Raw genomic sequence first — 15,109 nt, 5'->3', positions numbered from 1 at the left:
GGAAGCCACCCTCCTCCACCTGTTCACTTTTACTGCGTTACGGCTTTGCGCCAGAGTCCCAAGAACGTATCTTTGTATTCAACGGCATGCTTCGTGTCAAATGGCACATAATTGATTTCCGAGACCGGCTTCAGATCCGACGGAGTCGGGATATCTGTGCGCGTTGAACGGCGCTGATACTGGGCAAAGCGCTCGTGTACTTTCTTGCTCATGGCAAAATCGATGAACTTCTTCGCGTTGTCCATGTGTTTTGCACCCTTGATGATGCCAATGCCGCCCGTACTGATGGCAGTTCCCTCTGCCGGATAGACAATCTTCATATGCGAACCATTGACGATATACTTCATGACAGCCTCTTCAAACGTGGCAGTCAGTGCATATTCGCCATCCGAAAGGGATTTGATCTGAGCAGCCGAGCCACTGGCAATCTTGCCGTCAAGATTCTTCACGAGCTGATTGATGATGGCCGGATCTCCGCCCAGCTTATCCATCATGGTCAGCAGTACAGCATACGTCGAACTGGATTTTGCCGGATCAGCAATGGCGATTTTCCCTTTCCATTTCGGATCGAGCAAATCTTTCCAGCTGGTCGGCGCTTCTCCCGGATTGACCAGATCCGTATTGTAAGCGATGACATAAGGATCCATCGTGATGTTGTAGAACGAATTGTCTGCTACGACAAATTGCGGATTGATATTCGCTTTCTCAGGAGACTCATATGGTTCCAGGTACGGGGAAAGTGCCAGATAAGAGTCGCCCGAACCACCCCACATGACATCGCCGAGCGGATTGTCTTTCTCTGCTTTCACGCGTGCCATCAATTCGCCGGAACCACCGGAAACGAGCTGGACTTCGATGCCCGTCTCTTCCTGGAATTCCTTGACTATCGGAGCCGTCCAGTCATCCGTATTGCAGTTGTAGACCACCAGGACATTCCCGTCATCTTTGGCACTTGAACTGCTGGATGAATTGCTTTCGCCACCGCATCCTGCCAGGAGCATGCTGCCTGCCAGAGTCGCTGCGGTCAGGAACATGGTTATTTTACCGAACTTCATATTTTCTCCTCCTTTGCCTCTTGATTCGTTACTTTAATTTTATGATTTTTGTCTATTCAAAACAATACGTTAATTCTGGACTTTGGTAGGATAATCCTGCTAATTACCGACATAAGGATTTCCTATTATCAAGGATAAAAATGGGTCAATGCAAAATGTTGTGGGATGCCCTGATTTCCCTTTCGGCGCTTTGCACTCGATGTAGTCGAGGAAGGCCGCGAGGTCGCTGTCGATGCCCTCGCGCCTGCCCTTGCTGCTTAGAAAGATCTTCGCCGTCTCGTCGCCCGTGTCATTGACGAGCTGCAGTTCTTTGGATAATTCCGCAACGTCGATCTGCGATTTGTTCAGGGACGGCACCATGCGGCGGATCATGCCCTCGCTCCAATGCTGATTCCCTTCAATCGAAACAGAAGAGACATCCATGACAGGTGCTGCGCTGGCCGATGCCGAGAAGGCAGCGGATACAGACATCCCCAATCCCACAGCGACAGCCATCATGGCTTTTTTTCTTTGATTCATGTGAATCGCCCTTTCTTCCGGGGTTCCCCCATAGTCAACGATAAAACCATTTGCTCTGAGCAACGATTTAGAAACCTCTTACAGTTTAATTAAGTGTTGCTAAGTCCTATCATACTATAAATGTCCCCCCCGCAAGACATTTGTGGCATTTGTTCATGATTTCAGTCAACATCGACAAGAATCTATAAAAAGAAACATCCCTGCCAGAGTCATGTCATGGAACATGGCTTTGGCAGGGATGGAAATCACTCAGCTCTGCTGAAGGATGGTGTAGTTCTCGGGATGCATGCCGGGCTTGACGGTGACTTTGATGTCGGTGCCGAACTCGGCGGCGAGGTTCATCATGAGCTGGTTTGCCTGGAGCTCTTCGGCGACGGTCTCATGGACTTCGATCTCATAGCCCTCGCGCGCGTGGGATTTGCGCTCCATGCGGCGGATGTCGCGGCTGATGCGGATGGCGACGGTCTCGGGCGACTCGATGCGGCCGCGGCCGTGGCAGATGGGACACTCGCTGTAGACGATGCTGTCGATGTTCTGGCGCGTCTTCTTGCGCGTGATCTCGACGAGCCCGAGGCTCGTGATATCGACGATATTCGTCTTCGTGCGGTCATGCTTGACCTGCCCGCGCATGTAGGCAAGCAGCTCTTCTTTCTGCGACTCTTTCTCCATGTCGATGAAGTCGACGATGATGATGCCTCCGATGTCGCGCAGGCGAATCTGCTTGAGGATCTCGGCAGCGGCCTCGAGGTTCGTCTGGTAGACAGTGTCGCCGAGATTCGTCTTGCCGACGTACTTGCCCGTGTTGACGTCAATGACGGTCAGGGCTTCTGTCTTATCGATGACGAGGAAGCCGCCCGATTTGAGCTCGACCTCGCGGGCACCGAGCTTATCGATCTCCTCCTCGATGTGGTACGCCTTGAATATCGGCGTCTTCGCCTCGTAATAGCGGATGCGGCCGACGAGCTCCGGCGAGATAGCCTCGACGAGACTGCAGACGCGCTGGTAGGCCTCTTTGTCGTCGATAACGAGCTCATCGACATCTGCGCTGAAGCGGTCGCGCACAAGGCGTATGAGGAGGTCAGCGTCGCGGTAGAGGAGCGCGGAGCCCTTCGACTTGAGCCTGTAGCGCGCGAGGATGGACTCCCAGAGCCGCACGAGGTAGCGCACGTCAGCGGCGAGGTTCTCCTCGCTCTGGCCCGCGGCGACCGTGCGGATGATGAGCCCCATGCCCTTGGGGCAGATGCGCTCAGCGATCGCGTGCAGGCGCGCACGCTCCGCCTCGTCCTCAATGCGCCGCGACATGCCGATGTAGGCGGCTGTCGGCATCAAGACGACGTTGCGCCCCGGCAGGGAGATGTGCATCGTCGCGCGCGGCCCCTTCGTGCCGATGGCGTCCTTGACGATCTGGATGGGCAGGCTCTGCCCGATGTGGATGCGCGCGTTCTGCGGCATGGACTCGATCGTCTCGTGTGGCAGGCCGTCGCCGATGTACAGGAAGGCGTTCTTCCCGGTGCCGATGTCGACAAAGGCGGCCTGCATGCCCGGCAGGACGTTCTGCACGCGCCCCTTGTAGATGTTGCCGACGAGATGCGAATGCGAGGAACGCTCCATCTCCACCGCCTGCAGCTCGCCGTCCTCGAGGATGGCCATGCAAGTCTCCTCTGGCACCATATTCACGATGATGGATCTCATAACGTCACCTCACTCCAATCCTTGATGTTTCGATTCCCAGATGTGAATGCCTGTGCTCAGGCAAGGTCAATGAGCTTCTTGCCGTGGCCGAAAATGCCCTGGCGCTCGATGAGGGCCTCGGCCGGATTGACCGCGAGCCCGAAATCCTTGGCGATCAGCGAGAGGACTTCGAGTGGCTTGACGCTGCCCGACTGCGTGATGACGATGTCCATCGTCAGCTGGAGCTCACCATCTTCCATGTGGAAGGCCACCGGCTTCTTCATGTACTGCTTCGTCTCGATGTCGCGCGTCTTCTTCGGCGTCACGCGGTGCCAGACGGCCTCCTCTGCCCTGTTGTAGGCGCCGATGCTCGCCTTTGCCTGCGCCTCGGTGCCAGCAAACGGCACGCGCAGGGTGTAGATGGCCTCGTCGGCCTCCGACATCAGGGCCTTGTGCTTGCCGCGGATCTCGCGCAGCTTCAAGAGCTTGGCGCCCGGCGGCAGTTCCTTCTGCAGGCGATCGAAGATTTCGGGCTGGCATAAGGGCTTCGTGAGCTCAAAGTCCATGTACTCCGAGGCGCTCGTGACACCGAGCGAGAGCGCCGAGGCGAAGGCCACCTTCATGTGCGGGTTGAAGCCCTCAGAATAGGCCATCGGCAGCTTGGCGCGGTCAAATGCGCGCAGGAAGAGGTTCGCATAGTCAAGATGCGAGACGTAGCGGAGCTCCTCTCCCTTCGTGATCTCGGCGCGCCATGCGTAGAGCGTGCGCGGGCGGCCGGGGCCCTTCGGGTCATGCGACTGCTCGCTCTCCTGTTTCGCTGCGTCAGCCCTCTTTTCCTGCTCGCTCTGCGCTTCCTGATTTTCCTGTTCGAGGCGCGCGTCTTCCTGCTTCTTGTAGTCGATGACGTGCACGCCGAGGTTCGGGCAGATGCCGCAGGCCGTGCAGCGGCCGCGGCGACAGTCTTCCGTCAGGCTCGCGTTCATCGCGTGATGCCACTCGCGCAGCAGGAACTCCTGGTTGACGCCTGGCGAGGTGACGAGCCACGGCAGCGGCTCGTTGAAGTTGCGCGTGCGCATGTTGTAGTAGCCCATGTCGATGCCGCACTTGCGGAAGGCCTCGTGCCAGACATCATCGCGGTAGAGGTCCGACCAGCCGTCGAACTTCGCGCCATCCTGCCAAGCCTGATGAAGCACCTTGGCGAGACGGCGGTCGCCGCGCGCGAAGACGCCCTCGATGACAGAGAGGCGCGCATCATGGTAGTTGAAGGTGATGGCGCGGTCCGTGATGTGCTCCTTGAGGAGCTGCTGGCGGCGCTGGAACTCCTCGATGGGCAGTTGGCCGAACCACTGGAACGGCGTGTACGGCTTCGGCACGAAGCAGGCGACGGAGATCGTGACCTTGCAGCCGCGCTTGCCCTTGATCTCGGTGTAGAGGTCGACGACCTTCTTGGCGAGCTCGGCAATGCCGATGACGTCCTCGTCCGTCTCCGTCGGCAAGCCCATCATGAAGTAGAGCTTGACCTGCTTCCAGCCCTGACGGAAGGCAGCGCCGCAGGCCTTCATGAGGTTCTCTTCCGTCACGCCCTTGTTGATGACGTCGCGCAGGCGCTGCGTGCCCGCTTCCGGCGCGAAGGTCAGGCCAGACTTCCTCACCTGCTGCATCTTGTGGGCGAGGTCGATGGAGAAGCTGTCGATGCGCAGGGACGGCAGGGAGAAGCTGACCTTCTCGTCGCGGAAGTCCGCCATGAGGTCATCGACGAGTCGGCCGAGGCAGGAGTAATCGGCCGACGACAGCGAGGTCAGGCTCATCTCGTCGTAGCCCGTCGCATCGACGAGGCCGCGGGCCATCTTGCGCAGGTTCTCCTCCGTGCGCTCGCGGGCCGGGCGGTAGCAGATGCCCGCCTGGCAGAAGCGGCAGCCGCGCGAGCAGCCGCGGAAGAGCTCGAGCATGATGCGGTTGTGCACGATGTCCATGTACGGCACGACGGGATGCTCGACCGAGATAGCATCGTCCATATCACGGATGACACGCTTGTAGATGACGGGCTTGGCCGCCTCAACAAGCGGGCGCAGGGCTCGGTAGTTGCCCTCTTCGTCGTACTCCGGCTCGTAGAAAGACGGCACGTAGATGCCCGGGACATCGAGCAGGCGCTGCAAAAAGCCCTTGCGGCCGCCCGGACGCCCCTCTCTCTTCCAGGCCATGAAAGCGTCCGACACTTCGACGATTGCCTCTTCGCCCTCGCCGACGATGAAGAAGTCGAAGAAGTCGGCAATCGGCTCGACGTTGTAGACGCACGGGCCGCCGCCGACGACAAACGGCATCGCTTCGCCGCGGTCCTTCGCGAAGAGCGGGATGCCCGCAAGGTCGAGCATGTTGAGCACATTCGTGTAGATCATCTCGTACTGGAGCGAGAAGCCGACGAAGTCGAAGGCTGAGATCTCCGTCTTCGTCTCGAGCGAGAAGAGCGGCATCTTGCGCTTGCGCATCTCTTCTTCCATGTCCGTCCAGGGCGCGTAGACGCGCTCTGCCGCGATGTCCTCGCGCCGGTTGAGCACTTCGTACAGGATGGCGAGGCCGAGGTTGCTCATGCCGACCTCGTAGACATCTGGCAGGGCCAGCGCCCAGGTGCAGTCCACAGCCGCGTGGTCTTTGATGACGGCATTCCATTCGCCGCCCGTGTAGCGCGCCGGCTTCAGGACGGACTGCAGCACTTCGTGTTCGAGTCGTACCATTGATTGATTTCCTCCGTATCTCAAAAAAAGCCTCCCCTCTCTCGGGACCGAAACAGGGAAGGCCGGGCCTTCTGGCCCATCTAAAAGACAAGTTTTTGTTTGCGCCGCTCGATGTTGAGCAGGATGGCGATGGACATGATGTTCGTCGTCAGCGAGCTGACACCGTAGCTCATGAGCGGGAGCGGGATGCCCGTGACCGGCATGATGCCCATCGTCATGCCGACGTTGACGAGCACGTGGAAAGCCAGCATCGAGGTGATGCCCGTGGCCAGCAGGCGGCCGAATGTGTCACCCGCATCGCGCGCCGTCACGACGCCGCGCCAGAGCACGATGAGGTACAAGAAGAGCAGGAATACCACGCCGATAAAGCCAAGTTCCTCGCCCACGACGGCAAAGATGAAGTCCGTGTGGTTCTCCGGCAGGAAGTTCAGCTGGCTCTGCGTGCCGCCGAAGAGTCCCTTGCCGAACAGCATGCCCGAGCCGATGGCAATCTTGGACTGGATGATGTGGTAGCCAGAGCCCAAGGGGTCGACGTTCGGGTTCATGAAGACCGTCAAGCGCATCTTCTGGTAATCCTTGAGGAAGTGCCAGAAGATCGGGAAGGCCGCGATGCCCGCAGCGAAGATGCCCAGGAGCAGCTTCCTGTTGATGCCGGCGACGTAGACCATGCCGAAGAAGATGGCCATGAATACGAGCGAGGTTCCGAGGTCTGGCTGCTTGAGGACCAAGAGGAACGGCACGCCGACGTAGGCCGCGACGGGCAGGAGATCGTGTATCGTGTTGAGGTGGCCGACCTTATTGTCGAGCATCGTCGCGATCGAGATGATCATGATGAGCTTCGAGAACTCAGACGGCTGGATGCTGATCGGGCCGATCGTGATCCAGCGCTGGGCGCCAAGAGCCGACTGTCCGACAAGCATGACGGCCACGAGCAGGACCAGGTTGAAGATGTAGAGCTTGTTGCCGTACCCTTCGAGGACCTTGTAGTCAAAATTCATGAGGAAGGCCGCCAGTGCGACGTTCACGAGCGCAAAGATGCCCTGACGCTGGACAAACCAGTAGCGTTCCTCACTCGGTGTATTGATGTGCGTCGCACTGCCGATGATGACGAGGCTCATGACGATAATGGCCGCCGTCGCAGCAATGAGGATGTAATCCGTCCGGCGCAGATAACGTTTGTTCATCATTCCGTACGTCTTCTCACTTCTTCCCCGCATCATGCTTCATGCGGTTGACCGGGATATTCGCGACGAGGGCAACGGAGTTGTCGTCGTTCTCAAGCGAGATATCCATATCCTTCTGATTGATATCCATGTAATTCGAGATGACCTTGATGATGTCATTCTTGAGGTTGTCCATGACTTCTGGCGAGACATTGGCGCGGTCATGGATCAGCACGACCTTGAGGCGGTCATGCGCGATCTGCCCCGATCTCTCTTTCTTGCCAAAAATCTTCTTGACCAAATCCAGCATGCCTTTCCCTCCTTATGCTCCAAATACGCGGCGCTTGAGCCTCTGGAAGAAGCCCTCCTTCGGGAATTCCATGAAGGGGATGTCCTCGCCGCAGATGCGGCCAACGATGTTGCGGTAGGCCTGTCCTGCAAGCGAGTGCTCCATCGTGATGCAAGGCTCGCCCTTATTGGTGCTCGTGACGACCATCTCGTCGTCCGGCACCTGACCGATACAGTCGATCGAGAGGATGTCGTTGATATCGTTCATGTCGAGCATGTCACCGCTCTCGACCATCTGCGGGCGGATGCGGTTGACGATGAGCTTGATGTCCTCCTTGTCGGCGCGCGAGAGCTCACCGATGATCTTGTCGGCATCGCGGACAGCCGAGATTTCCGGCATCGTCACGACGATGGCCGTGTCAGCGGCGGCGATGGCCGTCTTGAAGCCCTGCTCGATACCGGCGGGGCAGTCGATGAGGATGAAGTCGAACTCCTTGCGCAGGTCCTCGCAGAGCTTGACGAGCTGCTCTGGGTTGACGCTCGTCTTGTCCTTGACCTGGGAGGTCGGCAGCAGGAAGAGGCTCTCATACTTCTTGTGGCGCACGAGGGCCTTCTTGCAGGGCACGCGGCCTTCTGCCACATCGATGAGGTCGTACATGATGCGGTTCTCGAGGCCGAGGAGCAGATCGAGATTGCGCAGGCCCGTATCCGTGTCGACGAGAACGACTTTCTTGCCGCGCATGGCGAGGCCGACGCCGAGGTTTGCCGTCGTCGTCGTCTTGCCGACACCGCCCTTGCCCGAAGTGATTACATAAACTTTGCTCATACCCCTTATTCCTACCTTTCTATCGGTTCGATGACAATCTGCCCATCTTTTATCGAAGCGCGCTCGGCGCGCTCCGTCATCTCCATGTGGTCCGGCGAGCGCGCGATGAGATTCGCGATGCGGATCTGCGTCGGCATCAGGTGATCGGCGATGATAAAGGAATCCGTATCGCCTGACGCGCCAGCATGCACGAGGCCGCGGCACGTGCCGCGGATGTCGATGCTGCCGCCTGCGATGATCTGCGCGCCGGGATTGACGTTGCCGCAGACGAGCACGGAGCTCTCCGTGCGGATCTCCTGGCCGCCGCGCAGCGTGCGGTTGACCACGACCATCTCCTGCACATGCGGGTCCTTCTTGCGGGCAGCAGATGAAGCGGCCTTCTGCTTCTTGGCGGCCGGAGCTGCTGGCTCTTCCTCAGGCTCTTCCCCCATCGTCCTGCAGATCAGGCCATGCTCGTGGAAAAGCTTCTGGAGCTTCACGAACTCCTCCTTGAGGAAGCGCTCACGCGGCACGAGCACGAGTGTGCCGCGCAGGAAAAAGCCGGAGCCGGACTCGAGCTTCTGCTCGATGTGCTTCCAGATGTCATCAAAAGAGGCGCCCTCTGCAAAACTCAGCTGCAGCCCTTTTCTCCCGCCCTTGATCTTCACAATCTCATCATGCATAATGACTGCCGATTCTCCTCTCTATCTTACGACCTTCATGACCTTACGACCGCTCATCACTTCTTATCGCCGCCGTCCTGGTTGAGGCCAAAGGCTGCCTCGAGGATCTTGCGCCCGATCGGCACGGCCGACTGGGAACCGTAGCCGCCGTTCTCGACGATGACGGCCACGACGACATTCGGATTGTCGAACGGGCCGTAGGCGACGAACCAGCCGTGATCGCGTCCCTGTGAGTTCTCGGCCGTACCCGTCTTGCCGGCGATGTCGACCGTGAAGCCACGGAAGCTCGAAGCTGCCGTGCCGTACTTCGTGACATCGTGCAGGCCGTCCTGGACGAGCTTGATGTCCTCTTCCGGAACGTCGAGCTGCGACAGGAGTTCCGGCTGGAAGTCCTTGACGACACTGCCGTCCGGCGCGATGATGCGGTTGACGACATGCGGCTTGTAGCGCTTGCCGTCAGCTGCGATCTCGCCCATGACCATGGCCGCCTGCAGCGGCGTCACAAGGTTGAAGCCCTGGCCGATGGCCGCATCAAATGTCTCCGACAGATACCATTCGCCGTCATCAAAGTTCTTCTCCTTGTAGCGGCGGTTGGCGACGAGACCCGATGCCTCGTACGGCAGGTCGATGCCCGTCTTCGCGCCCAGACCGAACATGCGCGCGTACTTTTCGAGGCGGTCGATGCCGAGGCGGTTGCCCATCTCGTAGAAGTAGACGTTATCCGAGTGCGCGAGGGCCGAGCGGAAATTCAGCCAGCCGAGCGCCTCGCCGTCGGCGTTGCCCTTCGGGATGATCCAGTGGTGGCCAGAGTCGAAGATCTGCTCGTCCGGCGTGACGACGCCCTCCGTCAGGGCAGCCGTACCCGTGACAATCTTGAAAGTCGAGCCCGGCGGATACTCACCCGTGATGGTCTTGTTGTCCATCGGGTGATACGGATTGTTGTTGAGCTGATTCCAGTCCTTCGACGAGATGCCGTGCGCAAAGAGGTTCGGGTCGAAGGCCGGGCGGCTGACCATCGCGAGAATCTCGCCCGTCTGCGGATTCATGACGACGGCGGCCGCTGCATGGGCGCCAATCTGCGTGAGCTGTTCGTCAACGGCCTTCTCGGCCGCCTGCTGCAGTTTGATGTCGATCGTGAGCTCGAGGTCATCGCCCGGCACCGGCTCCTTGCGGCCGAGAATCTGCACGGGCTTGCCCGACACGTCGACCTCGACCTGCTGGCCACCGTTCTCGCCGCGCAGCTCCTTGTCGTAGATCTTCTCGATGCCGAATTTGCCGATGATGTCGCCGGACTTGTAGCCCTCGTCCTTCATCTTCTCGAGCTCGGTGTCGTTGATCTCACTGACGTAGCCAAAGGTGTGCGCGCCTTCCTGCTTGAGGATGTAGTCGCGGATTGGCGTGACCTCGATGACGACACCAGGGTACTGGCTCTTCTGCTCCTCGATGATTGAGACGATGTCCGGCGTGACATCCGTCTTGATGCGGATGGGATTGAAGCCGCTGTGACCGGCAATCTTCGTCTTGATCTCGTCCGTCGGCACCTTCAGGAGATCTGAGAGACGCGCGATGACATCGTCCGAGATCGGCGCTGTCAGCGGCAGAAGTGAAACGGAGAAGCCCGGGCGATTCGTGACGAGCAACTCGCCGTTGCGGTCGTAGAACGTGCCGCGCGGCGCCATCGACGGCACGATGCGGATGCGGTTGCCGTCCGCGAGGCCCGCGTAGTACTCCCCCTGGTAGATTTGCAGGTAGGCAGCCCGCCCGATGAGAACGGCAATGACCAGGACCGATATGATCATCAATGTCCGTAATCTGCTGTTGATTTCATCATTATCCAAAATCGAATCTCTCCCATAACGAAAGGCACCCCGCAAGGTGCCTTAATCATTGCCAAAACGTCTGCTGCCCCAGAGAGGCTGCTGTCATGCTTTTTTCCCGTACCGCTTGTCGAGCTCGTAGGCCAGATGATGGACCGGGTAAGCGAATGCCAGCTGATAGATGAGCATCGGCAGCAGCGTGTACTGCATGTGGCCCATCAGATTAAAGCGATACCCTAATAATATCATAAGTAACGCCAAAATAAAATAGTTCACTGTCGTCACCAGCAAAGACGCGAATACCGGCAGGAAGACCTGCTCCTTGAAGACCTGGTCGGAGAACTTGCCGACGCAGAAGCCGATGAGGACGCGTGTGAACGCATTCACGCCCAAGAACGTCCCACTCGCGATGTCCTGCAGCACACCGACGGCAAAGCCCGAGAGCGCGCCGACGCGCGCCCCCTTGAGGAACGCCGTCGAGGTGACGAAGAGCAGCATGAGATCAGCCGTCACGCCGTGGTAAGCGATGAGCGGCAAGATGGAAGTCTGGAGCGCGTAGAGGATGATGACGAGTAACGCGGTTGCGCCTACATTCTTCATTGTGCGCTCCCCTCCCCGCTGTCCGCGCTGCCATCCGAGCTAGACGAGCTGGAAGAATCAGACGAGCTGTCCGCATCGCCATTTGCAGCAGCGGCCTGTTCCGCCGCCTGGGCTGCCGGATCCGTCTCCGTGCCCGGCGTCTGCATCGGCGTCTTTAAAGGCTCGGGCGGAGCCTCGCGGGAAGCCGTGATGACCATGACATCCTCGAGTTTCTGGAAGTCGACGGCCGGTTCGAGCACAGCGATCTTCAGGAGGCCGCCCTCATCGTTGCGCATCTCTGCGACAGTGCCGACGTTGAGCCCCTTCGGGTAGATCCCGCCGAAGCCGGAGGTCACGACGACATCGCCCTCATCGACATCAGACGTCTTCGGGATGTTGACCATGCGCGGCATGGTCGGGTTGTCCATATCACCCTCGACAATGCCGGCGACGCGGGAGTCGGCGCGCTGGACAAGCGTGCCGACCGACGAGCGCGGGTCGAGCAGGAGCTGGACCTTTGCTGACGTCGGGCCGGCCTCGATGACATGGCCGACGAGCCCTTTCTCCGTCACGACGGCCATGTCGACGTCAACGCCGTCACGCGTGCCGCGATTGATCTCGATGACGCTCGACCAAGTGGCCGACTCGCGGCCGATGACCCTGGCGGCGACGAGGTCGAACTGCGTCGCCGTCTGCTTGTAGCCGAGCAGTGCGCGCAGGCGCTGGTTCTCCGCATCGTACTCACTCGCGTGGAGGTTCTGGATGCGCAGCTGCTCGACTTCATTGCGCAACATCTTGTTCTGCTCGTGCATCGTGGCGAGCTCCCAGATGTTGCTCGTCACGTAGTTGAGCTGGCTGCCGACCCATGAGATCGCACCCTGGAACGGCGTGAGCACAACGGACACGACCTGCTGGGCGACGGGGACCTTGAAGCGCCCGCGCGCCGCGAAGAAGATGATGCAGAAGAGGCTGATGAGCACGAAGATCAGGATCAGGATCTTCTTGCCCGTCCCCTTGTTGTTGTTCCTTCTGTACTTTCCACTCATCACTGTCTCAGCTTCTTTGAAGTCATGACGACGCGCTTGAGGAGCTCGATGTTCTCAAGCGACTTGCCCGTGCCTTCACCGACACAGGACAGGGGATCTTCGGCCACGAGGACCGGCATGCCCGTCTCATGGGCAAGCAGCTGGTCGAGGTTCTTGAGGAGTGCGCCGCCACCCGTCATCATGATGCCGTGATCCATGACATCGGCTGCGAGTTCTGGCGGCGTCTTCTCGAGCGTCGCCTTGACGGCATCGACGATCTTGTAGATTGGCTCGCCGAGAGCCTCGCGGATTTCCTTGGCCTGGATCGTGATCGTCTTCGGCAGGCCGCTGACGAGGTCACGGCCGCGGATGTCCATCGACGTGTCCGTCTCCGGCGTCACAATGGCCGTGCCGATGTTGATCTTGATCTCCTCAGCCGTGCGCTCGCCGATCATGAGGTTGTACATGCGCTTGATGTACTGGACGATGGCCGAATCCATCTCATCGCCGCCGATGCGGATGGAGCGGCTCGTGACGATGCCGCCGAGCGAGATGACGGCGATCTCCGTCGTACCGCCGCCGATATCGACGACCATATTGCCCGTCGCCTCTTCGACCGGAAGGCCAGCACCGATGGCTGCAGCCATCGGCTCTTCGATGAGGTATGCTTCGCGCGCACCAGCCTGCTGTGCCGCGTCGATGACAGCACGCTTCTCGACTTCCGTCACACCGGAAGGAACGCCTACGACGACGCGCGGGCGCACGAACGACTTCGTGTTCATCGCCTTGCGGATGAAATACTTGAGCATGGCCTGCGTCACATCGAAGTCCGCGATGACGCCGTCCTTCATCGGACGGATCGCGACGATGTTGCCCGGCGTGCGGCCGATCATCTGCTTGGCCTCATCACCGACAGCCAAGACGTCTCCCGTATCACTCTTTATGGCGACAACAGAAGGCTCGCGCAGGACAATCCCCCTGCCTTTCACATGGACGAGCGTATTGGCCGTGCCGAGGTCAATACCCATATCGTGAGATAAACCACCAAAAAGACTCCACATTTTACTGATAAACTCCCTTCAGAATTTCCTTATCGAAACAATACATATCATTGTACCACATCTCATACTGGATTGTAACGGCAAAATAGAGGAACGTCAAGAATTATTCAGGAAATCATGCCTTTTTCCTTCAGACTCAGGAAGCGATTGTCCCCGAGGATGATGTGGTCGAGGACAGGAATGTCGAGAATCCGCCCCGCCTTGACGAGCCGGTCCGTGATGGCGATGTCCTCGCGGCTCGGATTCGGATCCCCGCTCGGATGGTTGTGCACTAGGATCATCGAGGCGGCCGCGTAGCGGATGGCCATCGCGAATACCTCGCGCGGGTGCACGACGGAAGCCGACAGACTGCCTATTGAGACATCGCGCAGGCCGAGGATGTGGTTCTTCGTGTTGAGCAGCAGCACGGCAAAGTGCTCCTTCTGCTCATAGCAGAGGTGCGGCATGGCAAAGTGCGCCGCATCCTCGGGGCCATGGACAATGTGGACCTTCTCAGCCGCCTTCTTCGCGAGACGCCGGCCGAGCTCGACAGCAGCCAGGATGCTCGCGGCCTTTGACGGGCCGATGCCGTGGATGCCCGCGAGGTCAGCCACCGTCGTGTGCACGATGGACGTGATGCCCCGCTCCTTGAATTTGCCGAGCACGGATTCCGCGAGGTGCAGGACCGACTGCTCCCGCGTCCCCGTGTGCAGCAGCACAGCGAGAAGTTCCGCATTGCTCAGTGACTCCGGCCCGTAGGCGATGAGCTTCTCACGCGGTCGCTCCTCCATCGGTAGATCTCGAACCATGATTGTCATAGAGATTCACGCCTGCCTTTCCGGCAAGCCGGCAGACTGCGTAGAGGGGAAGCCCCACGACGTTGGAGAACGAGCCCTCAATCGACTCGATGAACTGCGCCGCCCGGCCCTGGATGGCATAGGCACCCGCCTTGTCGAGCGGCTCTCCTGTCTTCACGTACGCATCGATTGCTTCCTCCGTCAGCGGGGCAAAGAAGACGCGCGTCGTCTCGACATCCGTGAAGACCTCGCCCGCATGGACCCAGGCGATGCCCGTCGCGACCTCATGCTCCCTGCCAGCCAGCGCCCGCAGCATCGCCTTTGCCTCTTCGCCGTCCTTCGGCTTGCCATACACTCTGCCGTCTAGGAAGACGATGGTGTCGGCCCCGAGCACGGCATACCCCGGGAAAGCCTCTGCCACAGCCTTTGCCTTGCGGACGGCGTTTTCCACTACGATCTCAGCAGGTGCCAGATTGCCGCCAGTCACTTCTTCCACGGAACTGACCTTCACTTCAAAGCTGGCGTCGATCTGCTGCAGGAGTTCCCTGCGGCGCGGCGACGCAGATGCCAGAATAAACATGGTATCCTTCCTTTCTCAAATCATCTCAATGCGATCTCAGTAGCGGCGGTAGAGAGCGATGGCCACGACGATGCCGAGCATGCTCATGAGATTGGGCATGAAGGCGAGGCCGACCGTCAGCCGGGTCACGTAGAGGTCGATTGTCACAGGTGCCATATCGAAGACCGGGAACGTCGTCACGAGGTAGGGCATGACGCCTTCTAGCGACGGCACATTCTTCAAGAGCTCACCGAGGATGCCGCCGAGGATTGCACCGATGATCACGAACAGGATACACATGCCATATCCACGTCCACCAAACTTAGACAAGAGAACCCCTCCAAACAAAAAAATGTTTACTACTTTATTTATTCTT

General features: G+C 59.2%; 15 protein-coding genes. All 15 read right to left on the bottom strand.

The annotated features are described in order from the left end of the window. Window positions 1-29: 29 nt before the first annotated feature. A complete protein-coding gene (locus B2X55_RS03055) occupies window positions 30-1,055 on the bottom strand; it encodes an ABC transporter substrate-binding protein (protein ID WP_286820816.1) in 1,026 nt (341 codons plus the stop codon). Window positions 1,056-1,154: 99 nt separating this feature from the next. Beyond that, window positions 1,155-1,637, bottom strand: coding sequence for a hypothetical protein (locus B2X55_RS03050; RefSeq protein WP_286820815.1), 483 nt, complete (start codon window positions 1,635-1,637; stop codon window positions 1,155-1,157). Between the two features lie 186 nt (window positions 1,638-1,823). Continuing rightward, window positions 1,824-3,266, bottom strand: coding sequence for an Rne/Rng family ribonuclease (locus B2X55_RS03045; RefSeq protein WP_036373765.1), 1,443 nt, complete (start codon window positions 3,264-3,266; stop codon window positions 1,824-1,826). A 56-nt stretch (window positions 3,267-3,322) separates the two neighbouring features. Continuing rightward, complete coding sequence (locus B2X55_RS03040) at window positions 3,323-5,977, bottom strand: TIGR03960 family B12-binding radical SAM protein (RefSeq protein ID WP_286820813.1); 2,655 nt, start codon at window positions 5,975-5,977, stop codon at window positions 3,323-3,325. An 80-nt stretch (window positions 5,978-6,057) separates the two neighbouring features. Continuing rightward, on the bottom strand, window positions 6,058-7,164 hold the full coding sequence (gene rodA, locus B2X55_RS03035; RefSeq protein WP_286820812.1) for a rod shape-determining protein RodA: 1,107 nt from the start codon (window positions 7,162-7,164) through the stop codon (window positions 6,058-6,060). A 13-nt stretch (window positions 7,165-7,177) separates the two neighbouring features. Beyond that, the gene (minE, locus tag B2X55_RS03030; protein ID WP_036373774.1) at window positions 7,178-7,450 is read right to left on the bottom strand and encodes a cell division topological specificity factor MinE; all 273 of its coding nucleotides are present in this window, start codon (window positions 7,448-7,450) and stop codon (window positions 7,178-7,180) included. A 12-nt stretch (window positions 7,451-7,462) separates the two neighbouring features. Next, window positions 7,463-8,254 carry a septum site-determining protein MinD gene (minD, locus tag B2X55_RS03025; RefSeq protein WP_036373777.1) on the bottom strand — a complete coding sequence of 264 codons (792 nt, stop codon included), beginning with the start codon at window positions 8,252-8,254 and terminating at the stop codon, window positions 7,463-7,465. Window positions 8,255-8,265: 11 nt separating this feature from the next. Continuing rightward, the gene (gene minC, locus B2X55_RS03020; RefSeq protein WP_286820811.1) at window positions 8,266-8,916 is read right to left on the bottom strand and encodes a septum site-determining protein MinC; all 651 of its coding nucleotides are present in this window, start codon (window positions 8,914-8,916) and stop codon (window positions 8,266-8,268) included. Window positions 8,917-8,972: 56 nt separating this feature from the next. Next, window positions 8,973-10,757, bottom strand: a complete 1,785-nt coding sequence (gene mrdA / locus B2X55_RS03015; RefSeq protein WP_270527933.1) for a penicillin-binding protein 2 — start codon at window positions 10,755-10,757, stop codon at window positions 8,973-8,975. A gap of 81 nt (window positions 10,758-10,838) precedes the next feature. Continuing rightward, window positions 10,839-11,333 (bottom strand): rod shape-determining protein MreD, encoded by a 495-nt coding sequence (mreD, locus tag B2X55_RS03010; protein WP_286820809.1) that lies wholly within the window; start codon window positions 11,331-11,333, stop codon window positions 10,839-10,841. Continuing rightward, a complete protein-coding gene (mreC, locus tag B2X55_RS03005) occupies window positions 11,330-12,358 on the bottom strand; it encodes a rod shape-determining protein MreC (RefSeq protein ID WP_036373784.1) in 1,029 nt (342 codons plus the stop codon). The genes mreD and mreC overlap by 4 nt, the downstream gene beginning before the upstream one ends. Beyond that, window positions 12,358-13,398, bottom strand: coding sequence for a rod shape-determining protein (locus tag B2X55_RS03000; RefSeq protein WP_036373789.1), 1,041 nt, complete (start codon window positions 13,396-13,398; stop codon window positions 12,358-12,360). Before B2X55_RS03000 ends, mreC begins: the two co-directional genes overlap by 1 nt. A 107-nt stretch (window positions 13,399-13,505) precedes the next feature. Further along, a complete protein-coding gene (gene radC, locus B2X55_RS02995) occupies window positions 13,506-14,195 on the bottom strand; it encodes a RadC family protein (RefSeq protein WP_036373792.1) in 690 nt (229 codons plus the stop codon). Further along, the gene (locus B2X55_RS02990; RefSeq protein WP_278823427.1) at window positions 14,149-14,754 is read right to left on the bottom strand and encodes a Maf family protein; all 606 of its coding nucleotides are present in this window, start codon (window positions 14,752-14,754) and stop codon (window positions 14,149-14,151) included. Before B2X55_RS02990 ends, radC begins: the two co-directional genes overlap by 47 nt. 36 nt (window positions 14,755-14,790) lie before the next feature. Continuing rightward, window positions 14,791-15,063, bottom strand: coding sequence for a DUF4321 domain-containing protein (locus B2X55_RS02985; RefSeq protein ID WP_414683479.1), 273 nt, complete (start codon window positions 15,061-15,063; stop codon window positions 14,791-14,793). Between the last annotated feature and the right edge of the window lie 46 nt (window positions 15,064-15,109).

This window comes from Mitsuokella sp. UBA4253 (assembly GCF_002395285.1).
GTDB classification, from domain to species: Bacteria; Bacillota; Negativicutes; order Selenomonadales; family Selenomonadaceae; genus Mitsuokella; species Mitsuokella jalaludinii.
This window is presented reverse-complemented; position numbering and strand designations above follow the sequence as displayed.

Coding starts and splice junctions, on each gene's coding strand:
- mreC (WP_036373784.1), bottom strand. CDS start 12,358: ATGAGTGGAAAGTACAGAAGGAACAACAACAAGGGGACGGGCAAGAAG.
- B2X55_RS03000 (WP_036373789.1), bottom strand. CDS start 13,398: ATGTGGAGTCTTTTTGGTGGTTTATCTCACGATATGGGTATTGACCTC.
- rodA (WP_286820812.1), bottom strand. CDS start 7,164: ATGATGAACAAACGTTATCTGCGCCGGACGGATTACATCCTCATTGCT.
- minE (WP_036373774.1), bottom strand. CDS start 7,450: ATGCTGGATTTGGTCAAGAAGATTTTTGGCAAGAAAGAGAGATCGGGG.
- minD (WP_036373777.1), bottom strand. CDS start 8,254: ATGAGCAAAGTTTATGTAATCACTTCGGGCAAGGGCGGTGTCGGCAAG.
- minC (WP_286820811.1), bottom strand. CDS start 8,916: ATGCATGATGAGATTGTGAAGATCAAGGGCGGGAGAAAAGGGCTGCAG.
- B2X55_RS03055 (WP_286820816.1), bottom strand. CDS start 1,055: ATGAAGTTCGGTAAAATAACCATGTTCCTGACCGCAGCGACTCTGGCA.
- mreD (WP_286820809.1), bottom strand. CDS start 11,333: ATGAAGAATGTAGGCGCAACCGCGTTACTCGTCATCATCCTCTACGCG.
- radC (WP_036373792.1), bottom strand. CDS start 14,195: ATGACAATCATGGTTCGAGATCTACCGATGGAGGAGCGACCGCGTGAG.
- B2X55_RS03040 (WP_286820813.1), bottom strand. CDS start 5,977: ATGGTACGACTCGAACACGAAGTGCTGCAGTCCGTCCTGAAGCCGGCG.
- B2X55_RS02990 (WP_278823427.1), bottom strand. CDS start 14,754: ATGTTTATTCTGGCATCTGCGTCGCCGCGCCGCAGGGAACTCCTGCAG.
- B2X55_RS03045 (WP_036373765.1), bottom strand. CDS start 3,266: ATGAGATCCATCATCGTGAATATGGTGCCAGAGGAGACTTGCATGGCC.